Raw genomic sequence first — 21,666 nt, 5'->3', positions numbered from 1 at the left:
AGAGGGTACTGGCGGGCTGTTGTGGCCATCGCCGCCAAAAACGCGCGGCTATGCTGGGCATCACTACATTACGGTGATGATTTCCGGCTGTACTCAGCCGACTAAAGCTCGAAGCAGTATAAGCACCATCTGACCTGCAATTCGTTGATGATAAAGGGTTAGACCCCGTGAGGCCTATCTGGCTATTGTACAGGATATACGTATCCGCTTAACGAACAAGAACCTCACGCGCGTCTTTCATCAGGGCCCGAATCGATGACGATTCATCATGGCCGTTTATAGTACCGCAGTCTCTCCCCTTTATTTTTACTGAAGAGCAAACAGAAACCATAAATACCGGCGTTGACATGCCGGGGAAGTCCTTATAGTACAATAATTTTCGATATCCAAACTGACCCCATATAGATTTTTGGACTCTAAAAAATATTGAGACAGTACGATTAAACTAACCACTGGTTCGAGCAACGCGGCTGAAAGATAAATATCGCGTATTCCATTTTCGGATATTGTGAGACCATATAGAATAAATGACACGCCTTAAGCAAGTTGGTTTGAAGTTAACGCAATTCCATAGCCGCCAGTTCAGTTGTCGGTAACAATTATCAAGTTTTCTTGTCACAGAGCATTTGCGTTCTATAGCTTAACTTGGGGTGGGGTACCTGACCTGGCGGCAGAAAATGTATTTTTTCATATATTCATTAATACCATGATACATCCATAAAATGGATAAAATTATAAACAGAAACCAGTATACTGGCTTCATGGGGATCTAAACCCTGATCTAGGCTAATACTTTATGAGATAGAAGCCATACGCAAATTACATTTCTTTTCATTTCATAAAGCATATCCGAATAACCCCAGAGTTTTATGCTGCTACCATTCCCCATCAATATCTCATTGAACGTTACAGAATTGATAACACCAATTCATTAATACAAACCGCATTGCCAAATGACGCTGTGTTTTTGTTAACACTATATACAAGTCACGACCATTTTTAATTTCCATGATAATGGTTAGCATGTTATTTATTGTGTTTGTATATGTTTATAAAACAAAGTTTCTAATGTTCCCAGGCTGTGAACTACCACATTAAATGGCACAGTATTAGCCAAAACCTTTATTCTCACTACCGGCTCAAGAAAATAGATTTTTCAATAAGAACGGCTCACTCAGTATTAAGGGGGGAGCATAACAGAATATCAACGGGGACGAATGCCCCGTTGATAAAGGAATTAATGCTTGTGATTACCGTTGACCGGAACCCATGCATCCTGCCAGTTAGGCCCGGTTCCCGGCACGTAATGGTGAGAGTTGATCTTGCACCATCCAGAGTATGGGAACGGTTTACATTCGAAGACTTCATTCGTCGCAGGTTGTAATACCTTCGTACCTGCGGTGTATTTATCCATCTCTTGCGGATAGACGTAATCATATTCCGCTGTGTCCGCCATCGAGACAAGACGCGTATCAAAGCTTTGTTGGAATGTTTTCCCGTCTTTCATACGGCCTTCAATGACCACCGTATGTGCGCCCTCTTCTGCTTTCCATAAAGAGATTGGTAACGAAAGGGTTCCATCCGTCACAACGTCAGACCCGAAACCGACATTCTCCTCGCTGGCATTGTAAATCTTACCATTGAGGACCATCTCCCCACGAACCTGAGCATCAACAGTAATCATGGTCTTGCCTTCGGCGGCAATCGGATACTCCTTCTGCGTCCCGCTCAACGTCAATCCAGGGCGAGTGTCTTCCTGCGCGGAAACCTGTACCTCAATACGCGTTATTGCGCTGTCTGCTTTCGCGTAAACATGGTTAACACCGGCTGCGGGGACAACGTCGCCATCTTTATTTTTCACGCCAGCGCGAATATCGTCATGAGCGGCGTTAATTTTATTTGCCAGTGCCATCACCCAGCGGTTGGGTTCCCCCATCTCAGCGGAATCAATGGTCAGCGTAATGGCTAAATCTTCACGTTCGCCACTGGTATCAAAAAGACGCACTTTTACGCTATCGCCTGGTTCGAGCACACGTGAAGGCTGGAGGGTACCGATATTTTTCTTCCAGACAGAAGCAACTTCATCATATTCAACATCGATAATTTTATAGAACGTGCTCGCCGTATCCGCCACGTCCCAGGCACCGTAAATAATTTGATAACCGGTACGCTCAGGCAGTGTACAGGTGTGCGTCGTTTTACCGCTGGTCTCAGCCGGCCCCCCAGGAATGGTACAGAATGGCGTCAGTTCGAACGCGTCACGCGTCAGAGGCTTATTCGGATTCCAGTCCTGCTTAGTAATATAATATTTAAAATCCGCAATCGGGTGTGCCGCGGTAAATGTCCAGGTAATATCGCGTGGACCTGGCTGCACTTTATGTTTCACCCAGCGATCACTGGTTTGTGCATTCAGGGCGGTGCCAATCCAGTTACTGGTTCCACTCCCACTCGCCAGCTCGCTATCTTTCGGGCCCTTACCCGGGAAACCATCTGGTCCTTCACCAACACTTTGCGGTTCATATTGTGCCTGGCCACACATCTGATTTGGCGTCAGCGTATCGCGACACATCTGATCGCGTGAGGCCGGTTCACTGATATAGCCGTGCGCCAGTGCGCCGCCACTTACAGCCATTGCCGCGAATGCAATAGCTATTTTATTCAATTTCATCATTTTTCCCTTTTGGTTATATCCAAACGCATGCTTTTCATCTGCCAGAATTTTTATGGCAGTGATGAGAGTGTAAAAATTAAAAGGCTAACACCCTACTTAGCGCGCATTACTTCGCCTTAATTTTCATTAATTCTGTGTAAAAGAAGGTAAACCGACACATTGAAACAGAGCAAAAAGGAAAAAAGGACTACAATAGGGCACACAATAACTTTCGCGGAAATAACAATGAAACTTTGCAGATTCATACCAGCATTCGGATTATTACTCGCTGCCTGCCAGACTTCTTCGCCTTCTGAGATTTCTTCATCATCACAGGTGCAGCAACTTTCTGCGCTTGTCGCTTCTGCCAGCTGGCTAAGAGATAACTGCGCCCGAGCGGATATTCCCGCACAAAGCAAACTTATTGAAGTGGCGATAAAACAAGGACAAAAACGGGGCTGGGATATGCGTAAAATCACTGTTCAGGATGTTCAGACCGCCTCGACTCAACGCTATAACGCGCTGAGTGAAGATACGCAACCAAAGGATCAAAAATGTGCCGCGCTGAACAACAGTGCGGCCCCTTTCCTGCGGAACATTAACTGATTGACATAAAAAACACGCTAGCCCCTGCCAGTGAAAGCCAGGGGCCAAACGCTACGGTTCGGTGCAATGAGGTTTTTTGAATGCCAGAGACGATCAGCATCGACAAAATGCACCCCATTGAAGCCACTAACAGCAAAACGGGTAGTGCCTGCCATCCCAGCCATGCTCCCAGCGCCGCCAGTAATTTCGCGTCCCCACGACCCAGAGCCTCTATATGGCGAAACTGACGCCAGCCTTCACTCAGCAGACGAAAGGTTAAATAGCCTGCCGCAGCCCCCATTACCCCCTCTTCCAGCGAGCCCGGAAGGAGTGAAAAAGCATGGCATAACAAACCTGTCCATAAGAGAGGTAATGTCAACGCATCCGGTAAGAGTTGATGCTCAAGATCAATAAACGAAAGCGCCAATAATACCCAGACGAAAAAAAGTGCAGCCAAAAGGGTGATATCAGCTGGCAGGAAAAAGATGAGCAACAGACTTACTCCGCCAGTGAGCAATTCAACCAGGGGATATCGCCAGCTGATTGCATCCCCGCAGTGACGGCATTTCCCTTTTAACAGAAGCCAGCTAAACAGCGGAATATTATCGAACCATCCGATAGTTGTTTTGCAGTGGGGGCAATGTGAGCGAGGGAAGCAAACATTAATCCCCTCTTCAGGATAAAAAATCTGCCGTGGTAACCGATAAATAACGACATTAAGAAAACTGCCGATAGATATCGCCATGACAATCGCCATCAACCATAAGTATGCTTCATGCATGACAATTGATCTCCAGTTTCGTTACCAGCACGCGGGCTCCTTTACGCTCCATCTCTAGCCTGTTGATATCAATTCCCCCCATCTCACGGGTACTGGCAAGCCATTTAAGGAGTGACGAGAAATTGACGTCTGCACTCTGCTCAAGACGTAGACAGGTCTGATGTTGCACAAGCGAGAGCGCGAGACCGTGTGTGTGCGCGTTATTGGCAAGGGTTGCGGCATCCGGGGCTTTTTGCACATTGGCAGAAGCCAGTTTTGCCTCCCATAGCGGTAAGTGACGCAGCGCCTGCTGCGTTCGTGTCAGCGCCTGACGCGTATCTTCAGCATAACGCCAGGCTTCCTGCCAGCCTGTGTGCAGGGCGAATACCACAACCAGCCCGCCAGCCAGCCACAGCAAATATTTTTCTCGTTGATGGCGCTGGCTCCACCAGGCCTTGATCTGTTGTTTCATTTGGGTCCAAGAATGAGTTGATTATGTTGACGTGTCGCCTGGATGCCCTCCGGTACCGCAATGAGAATCGATGGTATGACAGGCTGCGTGAAGGTCAGCTGCAACTGCTGACGCGTGGAATCCCAGGACAGATTCTGCAGGGGGTTACTTTTTAACTGCGATAGCAAGGGCGCACTCTTCTCCAGTACAGCCAGTAATCCCGCAGGTTGTATTTGATCTTCATACGCCAGCGCTTTCTGACTGAACTGACGCAGCGGGTCAGTGGGAGACTCATCGGGAAAATAGTGCTGATAACGTTGCAGAATCTGCTGAGTTATCCCTCTCTCTGCCCGCTCGGCCTGCCATCCCAGCCACAGCGGCTCCATAAACAGGCTGGCGACCAGCAGCAACAGCGATGCCCCGGCGCTGAACAGGGGTTTTCGCACCGGGCAGTTTTCCGGCCGGACAAGCGTTGCCCGGTAGCGAATCGCCCCTTCAGCCAGACGTTCAAGCACCTTCTCTTTACCACACTCCAGCGCGGATAATTCAGCATTAACAGGGGCGAGCGTTTGCCATGCCTGCTCATTTAGCGAAAGGTACTCGCCACCCGGTGTATGAATTAACCAACGTTCCCGCCACCAGAACGCACTACAGGCCGGGACCGCGACAACGTCCGGCAAAACGCGTAAAGGGGTATACCCCAGCTGATTTATCTGACGGATTGCGCTCTGGAGTCGTGATGGATCGATGGCTGCCATTAAATGCCGATCACCATCCGGCATCAGCTCTGCAAGATGCAATGTTTCAATATCCACCGTCAGGTAAGGTTCGAGCTGCCACGCTTTGGCATGTCGGGTTCCGGTCTGGACCTTCATCAGGAAAAGGTCTTCCGTTGGTAGCAATAGCAGAGTATCCACCTCCTTCGGAAGCGGTAATGCATCCGTACCGCTTCCAGTGCACACCCTGCCATCGGCATAACTGCAATACCAGTGAATTGCTGGCTTATCCAGCAGGATCACCAGCCATCCCTTCTTTTTGTTCTTTCTCATCATGATGATTCGCTTATGCCATACTGGCGGTAAAGGATCTGAAGACGTGTATTTTTCCACTGAAGCTGGCTGCGAAGCGCGAAGAAACGGTGACTCCCTTCCTCTTTCAACCAGACCTGAAGCTCCCAAAATTCACTTTGTGTGACCACCACACCTTGCAAGGTACTGGCCAGGGCTTTTCCCTCTTCAGGCAGCGCCTGGATAAATTCATCCACGCTTTTCCATCCAGAGTCCGGACGACGGGCGAGCACACCGTGAAGGGTCGATTCATCGACTCGACCATCCAGCATGGCGAACAGTAACGGCATATGCGCAGGCGTCAGGGCGTTGACGTTAATGCGTAAACGTTTCACCGGGAGTGCGCACAGATGGGGGGCAAGGAGCGACCAATCCAGCAGACTAACGTCTGGTATTGCCCGTAGCTGCGTTTTATCATCCAGCATCGGCTCTACCTGCTGATGTCGGGATGAAGAGAGGCGAGCGTTAACTGCGCTGAGTATCTTGTCAATCTCAGCCTCTTCCAGCCCCAGTTGCACCAACATCCTGGCGAAGATACGCTGCGCATCAGTACGCCAGGTGCTTTCCCCTTTCGTTGAACCTAATGCATTGATATTCAAACAGGTCTGGCGATCCAGCCAGCGATAGCTCACCGTATCGTCCTCAAGCCTGAGCCGTGCGATCTTTCCTTCCGCTGACGCCGGAGGATGGTTAAGTAACCAACTCTCAGCGCCATGTACCGTCCATTTAAGCTGCTGCTGGTGCTTCAGCCCCATATTTCGCTGTAAAACCATGCCCCACTGACGCTGACTGACCACCACCAGCGTCGCCATCAACGTCAGCATGAGCAGAACGGTGATCAGAGCCATGCCCCGCTGGTTCATACGCCGTTTCCCAGAATAAACAACCGGTTAAGAGGTCCCCAGGATGGCGTTGAGAGACTCACCTCAAGCGCGTCGGGAAGGGCATAGCGCGCGCCCCAGGTTTCCTGCCAGTGGCCTGCGCTGCTGTAGCGCAGGCTCACCGCATGAATGTCCGGGAAATCGAGTCGGAAACCAGGTTCCGATGATAAGGTATGACGACTCAAGACCCCGTCTTTTAAACGCCATTCCACCGTGTACAGTGAGGAATGGGGTAAGGGCTCCAGAGCAAGCCGGTTACGCCGCACCAGACGTAACACTACATCCCCATCTTCAGCCACAAACGGCGCGTCTTGTGATACGAGATCCAGCCCCGACGGTATAAACGCGTGCTGGAGATCCTGTTCAAGCAGGGCAAAAAGCCGCACCATATCGCTGGATGTCCTTTCATAGCGGGAAATGTGCTGCTGCCCGAGCAGCACACCCTGTACCATTTGCCAGCCCGCCAGGCTGAGCAACGAGAACAGGGCGAGTGCCAGCATCATCTCCAGAAGGGTGAACCCCCGTTGTTGTGAGTGTGCGTTCATGAGGATTGCCACGTATAAACCCGGATCAACGGTGCCGTCATAGTGGGCGTATCATTCACCACAACCTCAATGGCATAAACCCCCTGCCTGTCGGTTGCAACTACCCGCTGTTGCCAGTACCAACGTTTGCCGGCCTGCTGACTTTCGCCTCTGAGTCCGTGTTTTGCCGCAGCCATTCCCTCAAGCTGTATCGTCGTAAGTCGGTTCTCGGCAACCCAGAGGGCAACCTGTTTTTGCTGCATATGATCCAGATGACGCACTTGCCCCTGCCCGGCCCGTAATAGTGACAATCCGGCGGTAGAGAGCAGGGCTAACGCAACAATCACCTCAATCAGTGTCATGCCTTTTTCCCCCTGTATCATTGCGGACTCCAGAGCGAAGATGGCGAGATTGAGATCCGGTGACGTTTTCCTCTCTCCTCCTGAAAGACCAATTCTGCAGGGGTCATTTCCCCTCCCGGTAAAAACCAGAGGTTGACCGGAAATGCACCTTCGGTTTCCAGAACGCCGCCAGCCAGATTCCCGAATGCAAACTGGCCAGAAACCGGGTGCCAGCTCGTTTCGGGCAACGGCCCTTTTTCCCCGTCCTGCCCGCGGATCAGTGCAAAAGTCCGCCACGAACCGGGCTGCAGCTCCATACGATAGATGCTGCCTTCAATCTGCGATTGCTCCGCCGCCCAACGAGCCGCCTGCGTTACAATCTCTTCAGGCGATCGCCCCGACGACTCAGGCAACAGACTGATAGCCAGCCGTGCCACAACCCCCAACAGAAGGATCACCATCATTATTTCCAGCAACGTGAAACCACGTTCGCGGATAATGCTCATTTACCGGAATCCGTTAATTGCCAGTTCGTCACATCATCCTCTGTACCTACCTCCCCATCCGGGCCCGCAGAGAAGATATCCAGCGCGCTAAATTTGCCGGGACTCACCAGGTGGTAAGCGTTCCCCCAGGGGTCCTGCGGGAGGCGTCGGATATACCCTTCACGACGATAATGGCGAGCAAGAGGCTCGATCGCGGGGGCATTCACGAGCGCGCGAAGCCCCTGCTCTGTTGTGGGGTAACGGCCATTATCCAGTTTGTACATATCGAGTGCATTCTCCAGCGCAATCAGATCGCTGACGGCCTTTTGTCGATCGGCACGGTCTTTATTTCCCATCAGGCTGGGGATCACCAGACTTGCCAGCACACCGAGAATGACGATAACCACCATGATCTCCAGGAGGGTAAAACCACGCTGGCGGGAAGAAGAAATCTGAATCGACATAATGGGTCATCCTGTAAAGTTATTGAGTTCCAGAATTGGTTGCAGTATGGCCATAATGATGAACAAGACTGCACCGGACATCGTGATAATCAGCAAGGGTTCCAGCGCCGTTGCTGCTATTGCCATATTGTTTGTAAGCCGCTGTTCCTGAAGGTCTGCCGCGCGTTTCAGCATGGTGCTTAGCTCACCGCTCAGCTCTCCACTGCCAATCATGTGTCGCATCATCGGCGTCAGAAGACCGGTTTCGTCGAGCGCGGACGTCAGCGTTGCCCCTTCCCGGACCCGCGTCTGGGCCTGCGACAGCTGCTGGTGAATAAAGCTATTGCCAACGATATTCATACCGATCGCCATGCCTTCCAGCAGAGGAACCGTGCTGTTGATAAGAATACTTAGCGCCTTGATATAGCGTGCCAGCCCCGAGTCAAGCACCACACGCCCGACGATCGGTATCCTCAGTTGGTTGCGATGCCACCACTGGCGACATTTCCGGCGGCGCAGCGCGAGACGGCAGGCCACGCCCGCCCCGACCATAACAAGCAAAATACCGAGGCCGAACTGCTGCATTCCTTCGCTGATCCGCATTAACAGCCGCGTCGACAGAGGAAGTTGTCGCTGCATATGCGAAAACTGCCCCACAATTTCCGGGACTACCGTCGTTAACAGAATGGCAATCACCAGTATCGCTACGCCAACCAGCAGCAGCGGATAGATCATGACCTGTAACAGACGACGCTTCATGTCGAGCATCTTCTCGCTGTAATTAGCCAGTTCTTCCAGCACAACATTCAACTTTCCCGTGGCTTCCCCGGCAGCGATCATGGCGCAATAGAGCGGCGTAAAATTTTTCGGCCACTGCGCCACCACTTCCGCCAGAGAACATCCTTCCTGCACGCGCTGTCGTAACGTCCTCAACAGCGTTTTTTGTCGCCGTGCGGTACACTGGTTTTCCAGGGCCAGCAATGATTGCGCAAGCGGCAGATTGGCCCCGATAAGCGTCGCGAGCTGGCGCATCATCAGCACAAAATCACGCTGGGGAATCGCCTGCGCTGCACGCGGGCTGCGATCGTTTGGTTTGAGCTGATGGGGCACCAGACCACGCTCGCGCAACAGCTGACGCGCGTCACGCGCAGAATCCGCGTCAATCTCACCGCGAAGACGTTTTCCCAGGGTATCGGTCGCAACATAACGGAATCGCATCAGTTATTTTCCCTCGTCACGCGCAACACCTCTTCGAGCGTGGTGAGACCTGCGCTCGCCTTCTGCATACCGTCGATCGCAATGGGTGTTCTCCGCTCACCCAGCCGCTGCATAAGCGTCAACTCATCTTCGCAGCGGGCAATAGCGGCTCGCAGGGCTTCATCAACGACGATCAGCTCATGGATCCCGGTACGCCCCCGATAGCCGCTTTGATTGCACTGTTCACAGCCGCCGGGCTTCCACAGCAATTCAGCGGGGGGAAACCCGGCAAGCCCCGGGCGACGCCACAATTCAGAAGGAGGCTGCCAGGCAACCCGGCAATGAGGGCAAAGTTTGCGCACCAGGCGCTGCGCCAGAATCGCCGTTACGGCGCTGGCCAGTAAAAAGGGCTCGATTCCCATGTCCCGCAAACGTTCAATGGCTCCTGAGGCCGTGTTGGTATGCAACGTGGAAAGTACCAGGTGTCCGGTCAGAGAAGCCTGCACGGCAATACGTGCCGTTTCGCTATCCCTGATCTCACCAATCATGACCACATCGGGATCCTGACGAAGAATGGCACGTAATCCACGGGCAAAGGTCACATCTGCGCGTGGATTAACCTGCATCTGACCAATGCCCTCCAGTTCATATTCCACAGGATCTTCAATCGTCAGAATGTTTTTTTCCGGCGTCCAGAGGGTACGTAACGCGGCATATAGCGTGGTGCTTTTACCAGAGCCGGTAGGCCCCGTAACCAGGATGATGCCGTGTGGTAGCGCCAGCTGGCGGGTGAATACAGACCTGACGGCATCGTTCATGCCGATGTTTTCAAGCGACAGCGCTTCTGTGTTTTTATCCAGCAGACGCAGGACCACCCGCTCTCCAAAACTTGTGGGCAGCGTCGATACCCTGACATCAACCGAACACCCGGCCACGCGCACCGTAAAACGACCATCCTGCGGCAGTCGACGTTCAGCAATATCGAGTTTTGACATCACTTTTATGCGCGAGACAAGATAGCGGCTCAGTTGTACAGGCTGCGTCAGCACCTGCCGCAGCACACCGTCAGTTCGAAAGCGCACGCTAAGCTGCTTTTCGAAGGGTTCAATGTGGATATCGGACGCGCCTTCCCGTACGGCTTCGGCGAGGATGGCGTTGATCAAACGAATCACCGGTGCGCCATCATCACTGTCAAGCAGGTCTCCCTTCTCAGGCAAGGACTCCACCAAATTACGCAAGTCCATCTCCTGACCCAACTCTTCCATAACGGTCTGAGAGGGAGACTGCTGCTGGTAATATGCCTGTGCCTGCTGCTGAAACTCGGCAGCAGAGACCACCTCGACGCTGGCATCCGGGCTGGTGCGACACACTTCTGCCAGCGCGCTGAGCGACGCCCCGGCGTGCAGCACAATACGCGGTGGAGCCGAATCGTCAAGACGGAGGATTTGATGCTGCTGTACCCATGCCCAGGGCAGACGGTTTATCGACATCATGGCGCGACCTGATAAAACTCAGCCAGCAGACGCGTGGTCTCCTTCAGGGCGTTATTTGTCTGTTGCCCTGTCACCTGTTGGCTTAGTCCTTGTTTAACGGCCTGGACGCCAGGTGAACTCACCAGCGTATCCCCAAATTTATCGTACTGACTGCGGGTACTCTGGCTGAAATCAATTTGACTACGAATAATGGTCGGACGAATGAACAGCATTAAATTTCGTTTGCTGGCCTTATCTGAACGATAACGGAATAACCCCCCAATTAACGGAATGTCCCCCAGCACCGGAACCGCGTTCTGGGTGCGCGCCTGATTGCTGTCCAGTAAACCGCCCACGACAACAGTATTACCACTGCTGACCAGAACGGCGTTACGCACCGTACGCGTATTAAACGTCGGCCCCAGGTTATCTTTCGTCGCTTCTTCCGCCACGCTGGAAACTTCTTGTTCAATTTCCATCATGACCGAATCGCCTTTGTTGATTTGCGGCTTAACCTTGAGTTTGATCCCCACGCTACGACGGGTCACCGTCTGATAGACGTTGTCACCGCTGGTAGTCTGCGATCCGGTCAATACCGGGACATCCTGACCCACCGTGAACTCGGCTTCGATGTTGTCCAGCGTGACGATACTCGGTGTCGCCAGAATATTATTCTGGCTGTTCGTCTGCAGTGTGGTCAGCAAGCCTGACCAGTTACCGCGATAGAACCCTGCGGCGAGCCCGTTCATTTTTGCCAGCGCTTGCGCCACGCCAGCCGACTGAAGCTGCCCTGATGTCGCCCCCGCATCCGGAAATTGTGTGCCGCCCCCGTGTTGATTGAACCACTGAACGCCCAGCGCCAGACCATCGGCATCCTGTACCTCGACCACGATCGCCTCAACCAACACCTGGGCGCGATCGATATCCAGTTGCGCGATGACGCTCTCAAGTTCTGCGAGCTGATCATGAGGAGCCGTGACGATCAGCGAATTTGTATGGGTATCAGCTTTCACGACGATATCTTTCATCATGCTGATAGCGGGCGTGGCCGTTTTGTTTGCCGCCTGCCCGCTTTGTTGACCGATCCCGGTAAGGACTTCCAGCAAATTTTCGGCTTTGGCATGTTTAAGATAGATAACCTTCGCCGTACTCTGCCGCGTCTTACCGACATCAAGCCCGCGAGCCGTCCGCGCCAGCGCTTCACGCGCGGACGCTTCTCCACTGATGAGCAACGCATTGGTGCGATCGTCTGCCACCGCTTTAGCCGGGGGAGGCGTACCGTTTTTTCCGTTGCCATGCAGGGTATTGAGCAGCTCAGCCACCTGCGTGGCCGAGGCATTCTCCAGCACCACATTTTCCACGCTGCGGTCTTCCGGCAGATCGACGTTTTCCACTATTTCCATTAACTGCTCAATAACCGCTGCACGCCCGGTCATGAGCAACACATTACCCGGTTCGTAATGAACCACGCTTCCCGCTGCGGCATCATTCAGCTGTCGCAACAGTGGGGCCAGCTCTTTGGCGGTGACGAACTGGAGCGGAACAACGCGCGTAATGAGCTCATCTCCCGCCCTGATCTCGCCGTTTTTCGACAACGGTATGACGCCGTTCCGGGCGTTTTTTGCTGGAATAACTTTAAGCACGCCATTCTTCATGTGGGTCACCGCAAAACCGTAGACTTCCAGTACGCTCAAGAAGAACTGGTAGTAGCGTTCTTCATCCATTTCCTCATGGCTGCGAACGCTGATATGCCCCTTTACTGAGGGATCCAGAATAATTGTTTTATTTAAATTCTTACTGACGGTGGCAATAAATTCACCGATTTCAGCATTTTTAAAATTGGCCTCGTAGGTACTGGCATGCGTATTCCAGGAGACGGCCACCGCAATAAGAAACAGTAATATTAAACCAGCCCGGTGAAATAAAGAGTTCATCATAGTCATAAATTAGTGTATATCCCGCTCTATAGCGATGGATTCATACTTCCCCTGGTGTGCAATTATAATTCTATCGTTCAATACAAGTGCAATTTCAGCATCTGTGCCAGGAAGTGGATCACCCGCCTGTAGCATGGTTTGTTGTTTATTACTCTCAACGATAGCCACACTTTTTTTAGCATCGTGATGATAAAGTATGCCTGTTACTTTTAGCTTCAGCGCACTGGCGGGCGCATCTTTAATTTCAGGTGAACTCAGTGCGATAGCATCAATATGAAAACGACTCCATGCACCAGCCTCCTGAAAAAGACTGAGAGCAGGCATTTCATATTGAACTGGATAAGCGTCACTGAGAGGCGGCAGCCTTGCACTTACGGGTTCCGCCAGCATCAATAGTGAAATGTTTCCCAGAGTAAACAGCAGCCCTCCTCCTGTGACGAACCACAGCAACGACGGGATGAAGCTTCTGTAATCCTCGCGTATTTCATGAAAAAAACGTAACGAAAACATCATGACAAACGCGTTATCGTCAGGAATCGTTCAAGCAGCGAGATTCGCTGATTTTGCGCCTCAGAAGACCCTTTACCCCCTTCTGATTGAGCGAGCTGGTTGCAAAGCGCTGAATTATTTATACGCAGGCCGTAGCCAGGCAATGTCAAAATAATATTATCAGGCAGGCCATTTTGCTGAAAAAGCTTACGCAATTGATAAACGAGCTGGTGATAATTATTATCACGTGTACGGACATAAGGATCATCCCAGACAACCCGGATAATATCCAGCTTACGCTCCATTTTGTTTTTCAGACACAACAATAATCTTTTCTGTGCTTCACTCAATGAAATCACTTTCGATGTCGATGGGATAACCATCTGATTCAATTCGCACTCAATAAAAAATAGTGAACCAAAATGTACCTTATCTGATGAGAACAAAGCATGATTGTTTTTAACATCAACCATTATTATCTCCGAATTCTTTATGTTTTCTTGAACAGAAAACAGTAATACATTAATTAGCCGGGGAGGTATAACGATACCCCTCGCAGCGGTAACCATCGCGAAAATAGGATAACGCGCCTGGTACAACGCCATTCAATACCACACCTTTGACGGATATCCCCTCCTGTTCGAGTTTGTTCACACACAGGGTCGTTTCTTTAACGCTGTTCAGCCCCGCTCGCGTCACCACCAGCGTTAATGGCGTCATCCGACCGATGATTGCGGCATCAATTACGGCCAGAGCCGGCGGCGTATCCACGATCACCACATCGTATTTTTGTCTGGCCCACTCAAGCAGCGTCTTAAAACGCGCGCCCATCAACAGCGTAGTCGGGTCCTGTAAATACGCACCACAGGTGATCACATCCAGTTCCGTCTTGTCGAAAGTGCGAAGTACGCAAGGGATCGTTTTCTCTCCTGACAGGAATGATGACAGCCCTTCCCGCTGCTCCAGACCAAATACACGGTGGGCATCTCCCCGGCGCATGTCAGCATCAATAAACAGAACACGCTGACCGCTTTGCGCCATCACGGTGGCCAAGGTACTGCTGACAAACGTCTTTCCGCAGTCCGGCGTCGTTCCCGTCACCACCAGCACGTTTTGCTCTTGTTCCAGCATGTCGAAATGCAGGCTGGTACGCAGGCTACGAATCGCTTCCACGGTCAGGTCATTAGGGTTTTCCTGGGCCAGCAGCGGCGTAACGCCGGCAGTTTGTCCCTGCGTATGGCGTGTTACTTTGAGTAGCCATGCTGAGTGCGGCACCGTGGCGCAGACGTGCAGTTGCGCTGCTTCAAGCTGTTCCGGCGTCTCCACACGCTGGCGGAGGGTATTCAGTACCAGCACCCCCCCCGCGGAGAGCAATAATCCAGACAGACTGCCGAGGAAAATGATCAGTACCTTTTTGGGTTTGATCGGGTCGGGGTGAATGTTCGCAGTATCAATGATGCGGACATTGCCGGTGATCCCCGAGCGGCTGATACTGAGTTCCTGCTGACGACTCAGCAGTTGGAGATAAACCGCCTGCCCTGACTCCACCTCACGGCTTAAGCGCAGCACCTCTTGCTGAACAGAAGGCATATCCGAAATACGCTGCCCCAGTCGTGTCTTCTCCTTCTCCAGAGTACGGCGTTTATCCTCCAGAGCCCGATAGGACGGATGTCCTTTTTTATACAGCTGGGAGATTTCAGCCTCCTGGAAAGTCAGGGCATTCAACTGACTGTCTACGTTGACTATCTGTTCCAGAACGGCTTTGGCCTCCAGATTGAGATCAACCGAATCACTCTGTTGGCGATAGGCATTCATCTTTTCTTCAGCATCGTTCAGCCGGGAACGTACCTCGGTAAGCAGTTGTTGTAAAAAGCTGAGACTTCTGGCTTCCTGCTCCGTCTGACGCGCCACGTTCTGCCTTTTATAATTTTCAGCAAGCCGATCGAGGATCGTGATCAGCTGAGCAGGATCACTCCCGGTGATGCTGACACTAAGCATGCCGCTGTCTTTGCCTTTCTCACTGACGACGATCCGTTTTTGTAATGCACGAACCGCGTCCTGCTCGGACAGTTGCGTTACGGTGAAGCGTGTTCCCGGTTTTGCGTCAATGGCGCTGATCAGGAGGGTAAAGCCTGCTTTCTCCAGCGGCTGCCCCACCTCCCCTTCCAGTAAGGTTCCTTCATGCATCAGGCGATAGTGGGATTTATCTTCAACCGTCAGCGTAATGGGTTTTCCGTCAGGAATATGCAACCTGTCCACAACCAGCGTGGAGGGAGCCGCGTCGCTCAGGCGCGCCCATGCCTTGCCGACAATTGGCAATAAGCGAGGTTCTGACACGATGTTGAGCTTCAGATCTCTGACCGTTTCCCCCAGCAACATCCGTGACTGGAGCAGCTCTATTTCCGGCGCAGTGCTGGTATTGAGCTCCGGCATAAAGGAACTGAGGGTGCCAGACAGCATATTTCCCTGTTTTTTCTCGACCTGAATGAGCGTATCGGCTCTGTACACTGGCGTGGTCATCAGTGTCCAGACCAACGCCAGCAGGCTGAATATAACCGTCATGCCCGCGATAAGCTTCCAACGCTCAAGCACAATGCCCAGCAGACGAAAGAGATCGATCTCACCCTCACTACGGGGAGATGAAGCCGGGAGTTCGTGAGTTGACATTGAGACTCCTTTATTTGCCAAGACGGGCAGCCCATTGCTGGCTGGCGCGTTCTAGCTGGTTAAAAACGTCGTTAAACACGGTCTGACTCTGTCGCCAGGGGTCGGGGATTACGGTCTGCCCATTCCACAGGCCAAACAGCAACGTTTTTCCCCGCGCCCACGGGGCAAGCGCCATCACCTGTCTGATGTGTTCCAGCTCCATCACCAGCAGAAGGTCGTAGCGGCGCACCAAATCCGGTGTCAGTTGCTGTGCCACATGCCCGGCCAGGCAGAGCCCATTTCTGGCGGCAACAGCATACGCGGTAGGATCGGCGCAATGCCCGCTCATGGCCATCGTCCCTGCAGAATCCACGGTTAACGTCGGGCATGTCTGACGAAGAAGGCGTTCGCCCACAGGAGAACGGCAGACGTTACCGGTGCAGACAACTAACACGGAATTCACCATCAGTTTGGCCACGTCCGAATATTTCGGGACGCCTCCATCAGGTCACGCAGGCCAATGACGCTCGGCAACAGCTGGGAGATCACCCGGTTCCAGCGCGTCACAGGCGCGGTGGTGACCCAGACGATGTCGTGAGGTTCAAGCCAAAATTCTGTCCCCAGCATCATGGCCGTCGCATCCTGTGCATTCAGCTGATAGATGCTTGCGATTTTTCCATTGTCTTTATTCTTGTGGGCGCGAATCACAAAAATTCCGCTGGCATCGGCCATATCCTGACGGATACCTTCCGCATTGCCGATAGCTTCGGTCAGAGTCATACCGCTGCGGTCCATTTTGAGTGTGCTTTGCTTACCCACCTCGCCCATGACAAACACTTTCAGGGCATCGTTACGGGGCACAAAAAGGATATCACCGGGATAAAGCAGCCGGTTATGGGTGAGATCGCCACGCTGTAATAGGGCGTGCAGCGAAATCTGGCTTTTTTCCCCCTCATGCGTTAATACCACGTTGCGCCACTCCGCATCGGCGGTTAATCCACCCGCCGCATTGATGGCATCCATCACCGTTAAGGGGACATTGGTAATCGGCTGCTGCCCAGCGTTGACCACCTCACCGGTCACGTAGGCTTTTTGCGAGCGAAACGCCGCAATACTTACGTCGACCTGAGGGCTTTCAATCACGCTTTCCAGCCGCGTACTAATGACAGCTCGCACTTCGGGTAGCGTTTTACCCGCGACGTGCAAACGACCGATATAGGGATAAAAAATTGCGCCGTCCGCTCCGACCCAGTTACCTGAGTCGCTGGTACTTCGGTACTGCCCGGCAGGGGTAGTCAGTTCCGGGTGGGACCAGACGGTAACATTGAGGACATCTCCAGGACCAATCCGGTACTGATAATTTTGGATCTGTTCATCCAGTAATGGGTTACTGCGTGACGGCACGGACGCCGGGCGTAATGTTTCGATTAACGCCGGCGTAACAGGGTAAATATCAACCTGGGTTTCAAGTGCCTTTGTATCCTGCGTATTATTTTTGACGCTGATGCTTTGCCCCGGTAACGCAGCACAGCCGGCTAGCGCGGTTAATATTACCACAATTAGCGAGCCGCGAATTAAAACGGGCGTTGGCATAATGACTCCATAAACTATAATAACAACTAAGCGCAAGTCGCTTAAAAATGATGCACACAGTATGATTTTATATAGATAAATTTACTGTCAATCACCCCCCCCCCACCCTGTAAGTGAGACCGACTTTCTCTGTAGGGGAAAGACTGCAAGTAAGCTCATTATTCCATCTTAACCCCCATTATCACCACAAAATAAATTATGTAAAAACAAATAGATAAATTTACATCACCCTTACCCTGTAAACATTTAGCTAATAGATTACATGAGAAATATCCACAACTGACTGTTTTCACCCGCTGTGATGCAACAAGACTACCCTGTAGTTCAGAACATCAATCTTTATTAAATAACACCACACCATAATGCTGAAAAATTGTTGTTCGTAAACCACTCTCGCGCTTATCAACCTTAGCACTCTTATTTTAAGGTTTATTAAAATTATTATGTCGAGAATTTTTTAAGAGAACACTATACAAATGTAAGATATATCCCCAGGACTTGTAGCATATGGCAGCATAGATATTAGCCATAAGAACAGCGCTGGTAAATCTGGCTACTGCGTTCGAACACTACAATAAAACCTCCCGCACAGTGCGCTGAAATACCTCTCACCGAGGGAATATCGTAGCCAGCGGGTAACATTAACTTAGAGACAAAACCTGTCTTGAGATGGCGGGTCAAGAACATATTAAGACTATCATTAACTTAAGTGATGCCATTATCTGGAGAACTATGTGGCCAGTCTAATATGCTCCTCTTTTCTGAATATACTGCATCAGCCTCCTGCCATTTTAAACAGCGCCACGTACTAAGTCTGGCACAGCAGCGGACAACGACCACGAGCTGGCAAGCAAGCTGAGCATACCTCAGGCGTGCGATATATTACTCTGGCTTGTAGGGCATGGCAGCACAAATGACAGCCGTAGAGACAGCTCGCACCAGAACTCGCCTACATCATTTCAGGAGAGCCTCTATATTGTCCTTCGGGTTTAACCGGTACATTGCAATAGAAATGAAACACACACCGAGTAGAAATATTTTGAATAGCAAATATAGCTGGCAACAGATTATCCTGCATTGGATCTCCGCCGCCATCATTATCTGGGCGACGCTCAGTGGTTTTTATGTGGCATTATTTACCGTATCACCGGCCATCAAAGATGGAATTGGCTTCTTTAACGTGTCATTGACTACGGTATTTATCCCGATATTCATCCTGCGAGTGTTCTTCCTGTTCAAACACGGTAAGCCGGTAAAAAAACAGCAGCCAACGGTAAGTTCTCACATTGCTCATGCCGTCCACCTCTTGCTGTACCTCAACATTGCCGCGGTACTGATTAGTGGAGTCCTGATGATGGAAAGAGACATCAATGTGTTTAACATCTTGTCTATTCCAAAACCTTTTGATGACCTGAAAATAACGCAATTATTCAATAGCTTTCATATTTTTTCTTGCGCCACACTCGCCGGTCTGGTATTGCTCCATATTATGGCGGTGGTGAAACACTCGCTGCTTGGCAACCGTATTCTGCGTAACATGTGGTTTTAACGCCAACCGCCATGATGCACAAGAGGCTGACGGCGATATCCCGCCCCAACTCAAGCGACTACGCATCACATCAATATCGTCGATGGCCAGCCTCTGTTACAAGAGGCCGGCTAACGCAAAAAGAAATAAAATTCTAATTTATCTTAAAAGATAACCACCCAACATTTACGCCTCATCCCCCTATCCTGTCGCTTGACAGGCTTCCGCATCCCCAACCAACGGAAAAATCAACAACAACTTTAATGGGTTGCGTTAACATTTGTTGAATACCATTTGACAAAATATCACAGTTCATCACACTTTCCACCTGTCTGCACTCAAGCTGCCAACGCTGCAAGGAAGTCATTATCGCCTTCAGCCTGTGGCGGTTAATACGTTCAGCTAACGTAAATAGGTCCATACTTCCCTTAAGGGTCGTGTTTGATAACGGTAAGGAGAACCAACTTGACGATCGTCCCCAAGAAGCCCATGGATTCCATCAACAAAATTTACAAATGTATATTAGAAAACTGTCATCATCGTGAGGTTAAAATCCGGGAAGATTTTCGCATTTTCATCAAAAAACACGTTTATCTAGTGAAATCCGGTTATTTTTTTATCAGAACCACGTCCACCCATATGATCAAAATTGCCGATCATGCTCCTTTTATTCTGGGATTGGTTAATCAACAGGACACGTTCCCCCCCCAACTCATTCTCTCCCCCGTAACAGAATGCACTGTGATCATCGTCGAGCCGAGTGAAGCTATTGATAGCCTATCCAAACATGCCTGTTGGCATGACGTCTATTTTTTCTCCATCTATCTGATACAACACCTGTTCATCGTTAACGATAATTTAGTAAGTTCAAACAGCTATCAAAAAACAAAAGTGTGCATCGAGAAACTGGCAAAATTACCGGACAGCATCCGCGCGAAGATCAGCACGATTCAATTTATCCTCGATGATACCGGAATGTCGAGAAGCAGAGTCTCTGCAATATTATTGGCATTGAAACAAGGGGAATATATCAGCATGAGGCGTGGAATATTAGTCTCACTCAACAAACCACTACCGAAGGATTTTTAAAAATCGCAGTCTTTGGGACCGTTGTCCCCGGTTAAAATAGCCGGGTTACAGCAATAACCCGGCAAGAATATGTCAAGCAATCCACGCTATCTGATTAGTCGATTTCTTTCCACAAAGTCTCAGCGATGCCGGGTGCCCACTCCGGCACGTGGGCAATATGAGACTGAATCGCTTCCCAATTTTTGCCGACGTGGCTCACCTTATCCCCTACACTATACGACGTTTTCAGCGCCCAGGCAGGGTAATCCCCTCCACCAGATGCCGCCGTCGTGACCTCGTGCGCATTACTGGCTGGCGAGCGACGTCCATCAATATCTTCCGCATACAGGGTATAGCGATAGGTTGTTTCAGGCGTCAAACCCTTATCAACATGGGTCGTGCCGGTAGCCGGCAATGCGGTTTCCACGCCATTTCTGTCAAGCACATAGCGCGCCAAAGGCCGTGGCCCACTGGAACTGCCCCACATCAGCGTGACGCTGGTCGCGGCCACATTCATGGAATGTAAATTGGAGGGTGCCGAGGGTGGCGTATAATCCCCGTCTTCAGACGGCGTCGTCACAATCACCGCCGGGCTGGGCGAGGAATAACCGCCTTCTGTATCAACGGCATAAATAAAGTAGCTGTATTCCGTCAACGGGATGACATCGGTATCGATCCAGGAGACATACGGATGATAAACACGGACTTCATCCTCTCCATTGCGCGTGATGACATAGTAGCTAATCGGATGAGGGCCTGTTGATGCCTGCCAGGTCAGCTCTACAGCGTTATACCTGATCTCCCCCGCCGCAAAACCTGCCGGCGGTGTCGGCTTGTCACCCGCGTCCTGGGGGATAAAGTCAAGATCTATCACCTGGTAAAACGCATTGCCCGTATTCGCCACCTCCCATACCGCCAGTAAGACATGATATCCCTCACGTTCCGGCAAAGGCACCGCATGTTCCGTTGGTTTTGGGGGCATCAATTCATCTTCATAGGCCCAGTGAGGCGTGTAGGGATAAAGATCAACGTAAAAAGGCTTTTCTTCAAACTGGGCCCGGGAAAGCTTTTGCGCAGGGTTCCAATCCGCTTTGGTGATAAAATAGTTAAAGCGACGGGTCTTATGTGCATAGCTGTATCCCCAACTAATATCCAACAAATCTCCGCTGCGGACTTCATGCTTCTTCCAGTGGGTACCCGGTTCGTCGAGAAATTGTCCGGTTGGTTGTTCCGCACTGGCAATCTTGCCGTCGGCAGGTGGTTTGAAGTTAGCGTCATCATCGGGGGCGAAACTGTCCCGCAGGCCTCCTGTCAACTGTGGAAAGAATTTTCCGCATTCGCGCTGATTCAGCGCCCCGTCATCCAATTTCCCTTCCAGGTAAGCAAAATAAGCCCGGGACGCCGGTGAAAATACATGACCATGGTATGGTTTTAGATCGGAAAAAATGCTCAATGAAGGGAACTTCCTTTTTCTACTAATGATATTCTTACCGCGACTTGCCATCTTTCACTCTCCAGTCAGTTGAAAAACACCGTTCTTTTACGTCGC

At 51.1% G+C, this 21,666-nt stretch carries 21 protein-coding genes and 1 pseudogene; 4 read left to right on the top strand and 18 right to left on the bottom strand.

Going from position 1 to position 21,666, the window contains the following annotated elements:
• Positions 1-105, top strand: a pseudogene (locus HED65_RS19715) (IS110 family transposase); the annotation flags it as partial.
• Positions 106-1,237: 1,132 nt separating this feature from the next.
• On the opposite strand, the gene gbpA reads toward HED65_RS19715, so the two are convergent.
• Entirely contained in the window at positions 1,238-2,671 is a 1,434-nt protein-coding gene (gbpA, locus tag HED65_RS19710; protein WP_223256845.1) for an N-acetylglucosamine-binding protein GbpA, read from the bottom strand.
• Positions 2,672-2,896: 225 nt separating this feature from the next.
• On the opposite strand from gbpA, the gene gspS reads away from it, so the two are divergent.
• Entirely contained in the window at positions 2,897-3,256 is a 360-nt protein-coding gene (gspS, locus tag HED65_RS19705; RefSeq protein WP_114979838.1) for a type II secretion system pilot lipoprotein GspS, read from the top strand.
• On the opposite strand, the gene HED65_RS19700 is transcribed toward gspS, so the two are convergent.
• The 16 genes from HED65_RS19700 to HED65_RS19625 are packed head-to-tail and all read right to left on the bottom strand — an operon-like array spanning position 3,249 to position 17,521.
• Positions 3,249-4,016 carry a prepilin peptidase gene (locus HED65_RS19700; protein WP_114979837.1) on the bottom strand — a complete coding sequence of 256 codons (768 nt, stop codon included), beginning with the start codon at positions 4,014-4,016 and terminating at the stop codon, positions 3,249-3,251. The two genes, gspS and HED65_RS19700, sit on opposite strands and share 8 nt — an antisense overlap.
• Positions 4,009-4,467 carry a type II secretion system protein M gene (locus HED65_RS19695; RefSeq protein ID WP_114979836.1) on the bottom strand — a complete coding sequence of 153 codons (459 nt, stop codon included), beginning with the start codon at positions 4,465-4,467 and terminating at the stop codon, positions 4,009-4,011. Before HED65_RS19695 ends, HED65_RS19700 begins: the two co-directional genes overlap by 8 nt.
• A complete protein-coding gene (gene gspL / locus HED65_RS19690) occupies positions 4,464-5,498 on the bottom strand; it encodes a type II secretion system protein GspL (protein WP_114979835.1) in 1,035 nt (344 codons plus the stop codon). The genes HED65_RS19695 and gspL overlap by 4 nt, the downstream gene beginning before the upstream one ends.
• The gene (gspK, locus tag HED65_RS19685) at positions 5,495-6,376 is read right to left on the bottom strand and encodes a type II secretion system minor pseudopilin GspK (protein ID WP_114979834.1); all 882 of its coding nucleotides are present in this window, start codon (positions 6,374-6,376) and stop codon (positions 5,495-5,497) included. Before gspK ends, gspL begins: the two co-directional genes overlap by 4 nt.
• Positions 6,373-6,939, bottom strand: coding sequence for a type II secretion system minor pseudopilin GspJ (gspJ, locus tag HED65_RS19680; RefSeq protein ID WP_114979833.1), 567 nt, complete (start codon positions 6,937-6,939; stop codon positions 6,373-6,375). The genes gspK and gspJ overlap by 4 nt, the downstream gene beginning before the upstream one ends.
• Entirely contained in the window at positions 6,936-7,301 is a 366-nt protein-coding gene (gene gspI / locus HED65_RS19675) for a type II secretion system minor pseudopilin GspI (RefSeq protein ID WP_114979832.1), read from the bottom strand. Before gspI ends, gspJ begins: the two co-directional genes overlap by 4 nt.
• Complete coding sequence (locus tag HED65_RS19670; RefSeq protein WP_114979831.1) at positions 7,298-7,765, bottom strand: type II secretion system protein; 468 nt, start codon at positions 7,763-7,765, stop codon at positions 7,298-7,300. Before HED65_RS19670 ends, gspI begins: the two co-directional genes overlap by 4 nt.
• A complete protein-coding gene (gspG, locus tag HED65_RS19665; RefSeq protein ID WP_168112419.1) occupies positions 7,762-8,208 on the bottom strand; it encodes a type II secretion system major pseudopilin GspG in 447 nt (148 codons plus the stop codon). Before gspG ends, HED65_RS19670 begins: the two co-directional genes overlap by 4 nt.
• 6 nt (positions 8,209-8,214) lie before the next feature.
• Positions 8,215-9,405 carry a type II secretion system F family protein gene (locus HED65_RS19660; RefSeq protein WP_114979830.1) on the bottom strand — a complete coding sequence of 397 codons (1,191 nt, stop codon included), beginning with the start codon at positions 9,403-9,405 and terminating at the stop codon, positions 8,215-8,217.
• A complete protein-coding gene (gspE, locus tag HED65_RS19655) occupies positions 9,405-10,874 on the bottom strand; it encodes a type II secretion system ATPase GspE (protein ID WP_114979847.1) in 1,470 nt (489 codons plus the stop codon). Before gspE ends, HED65_RS19660 begins: the two co-directional genes overlap by 1 nt.
• Complete coding sequence (gene gspD / locus HED65_RS19650) at positions 10,874-12,790, bottom strand: type II secretion system secretin GspD (protein WP_411266785.1); 1,917 nt, start codon at positions 12,788-12,790, stop codon at positions 10,874-10,876. The genes gspE and gspD overlap by 1 nt, the downstream gene beginning before the upstream one ends.
• Positions 12,791-12,802: 12 nt before the next feature.
• Positions 12,803-13,306: a type II secretion system protein N gene (locus HED65_RS19645; protein WP_114979829.1), complete on the bottom strand. Its 504-nt coding sequence runs from the start codon at positions 13,304-13,306 to the stop codon at positions 12,803-12,805.
• Positions 13,303-13,755, bottom strand: coding sequence for a winged helix-turn-helix domain-containing protein (locus tag HED65_RS19640; protein ID WP_114979828.1), 453 nt, complete (start codon positions 13,753-13,755; stop codon positions 13,303-13,305). Before HED65_RS19640 ends, HED65_RS19645 begins: the two co-directional genes overlap by 4 nt.
• A gap of 49 nt (positions 13,756-13,804) precedes the next feature.
• Entirely contained in the window at positions 13,805-15,949 is a 2,145-nt protein-coding gene (locus tag HED65_RS19635; RefSeq protein WP_114979827.1) for a polysaccharide biosynthesis tyrosine autokinase, read from the bottom strand.
• Positions 15,950-15,959: 10 nt separating this feature from the next.
• The gene (locus HED65_RS19630; RefSeq protein WP_114979826.1) at positions 15,960-16,406 is read right to left on the bottom strand and encodes an arsenate reductase/protein-tyrosine-phosphatase family protein; all 447 of its coding nucleotides are present in this window, start codon (positions 16,404-16,406) and stop codon (positions 15,960-15,962) included.
• Positions 16,394-17,521, bottom strand: a complete 1,128-nt coding sequence (locus HED65_RS19625) for a polysaccharide export protein (protein ID WP_114979825.1) — start codon at positions 17,519-17,521, stop codon at positions 16,394-16,396. Before HED65_RS19625 ends, HED65_RS19630 begins: the two co-directional genes overlap by 13 nt.
• Positions 17,522-18,422: 901 nt before the next feature.
• On the opposite strand from HED65_RS19625, the gene HED65_RS19620 reads away from it, so the two are divergent.
• Both HED65_RS19620 and HED65_RS19615 read left to right on the top strand, forming a co-directional pair.
• On the top strand, positions 18,423-19,070 hold the full coding sequence (locus HED65_RS19620) for a cytochrome b (RefSeq protein WP_223256844.1): 648 nt from the start codon (positions 18,423-18,425) through the stop codon (positions 19,068-19,070).
• Positions 19,071-19,514: 444 nt separating this feature from the next.
• Entirely contained in the window at positions 19,515-20,138 is a 624-nt protein-coding gene (locus tag HED65_RS19615) for a helix-turn-helix domain-containing protein (protein ID WP_114979824.1), read from the top strand.
• Positions 20,139-20,232: 94 nt separating this feature from the next.
• Here HED65_RS19615 and HED65_RS19610 read toward each other — a convergent pair whose 3' ends face one another.
• Entirely contained in the window at positions 20,233-21,621 is a 1,389-nt protein-coding gene (locus tag HED65_RS19610) for a lytic polysaccharide monooxygenase (RefSeq protein ID WP_114979823.1), read from the bottom strand.
• Positions 21,622-21,666 lie beyond the last annotated feature (45 nt).

This window comes from Pantoea sp. LS15 (genome assembly GCF_012241585.1).
Classification (GTDB): domain Bacteria; phylum Pseudomonadota; class Gammaproteobacteria; order Enterobacterales; family Enterobacteriaceae; genus Enterobacter.
This window is presented reverse-complemented; position numbering and strand designations above follow the sequence as displayed.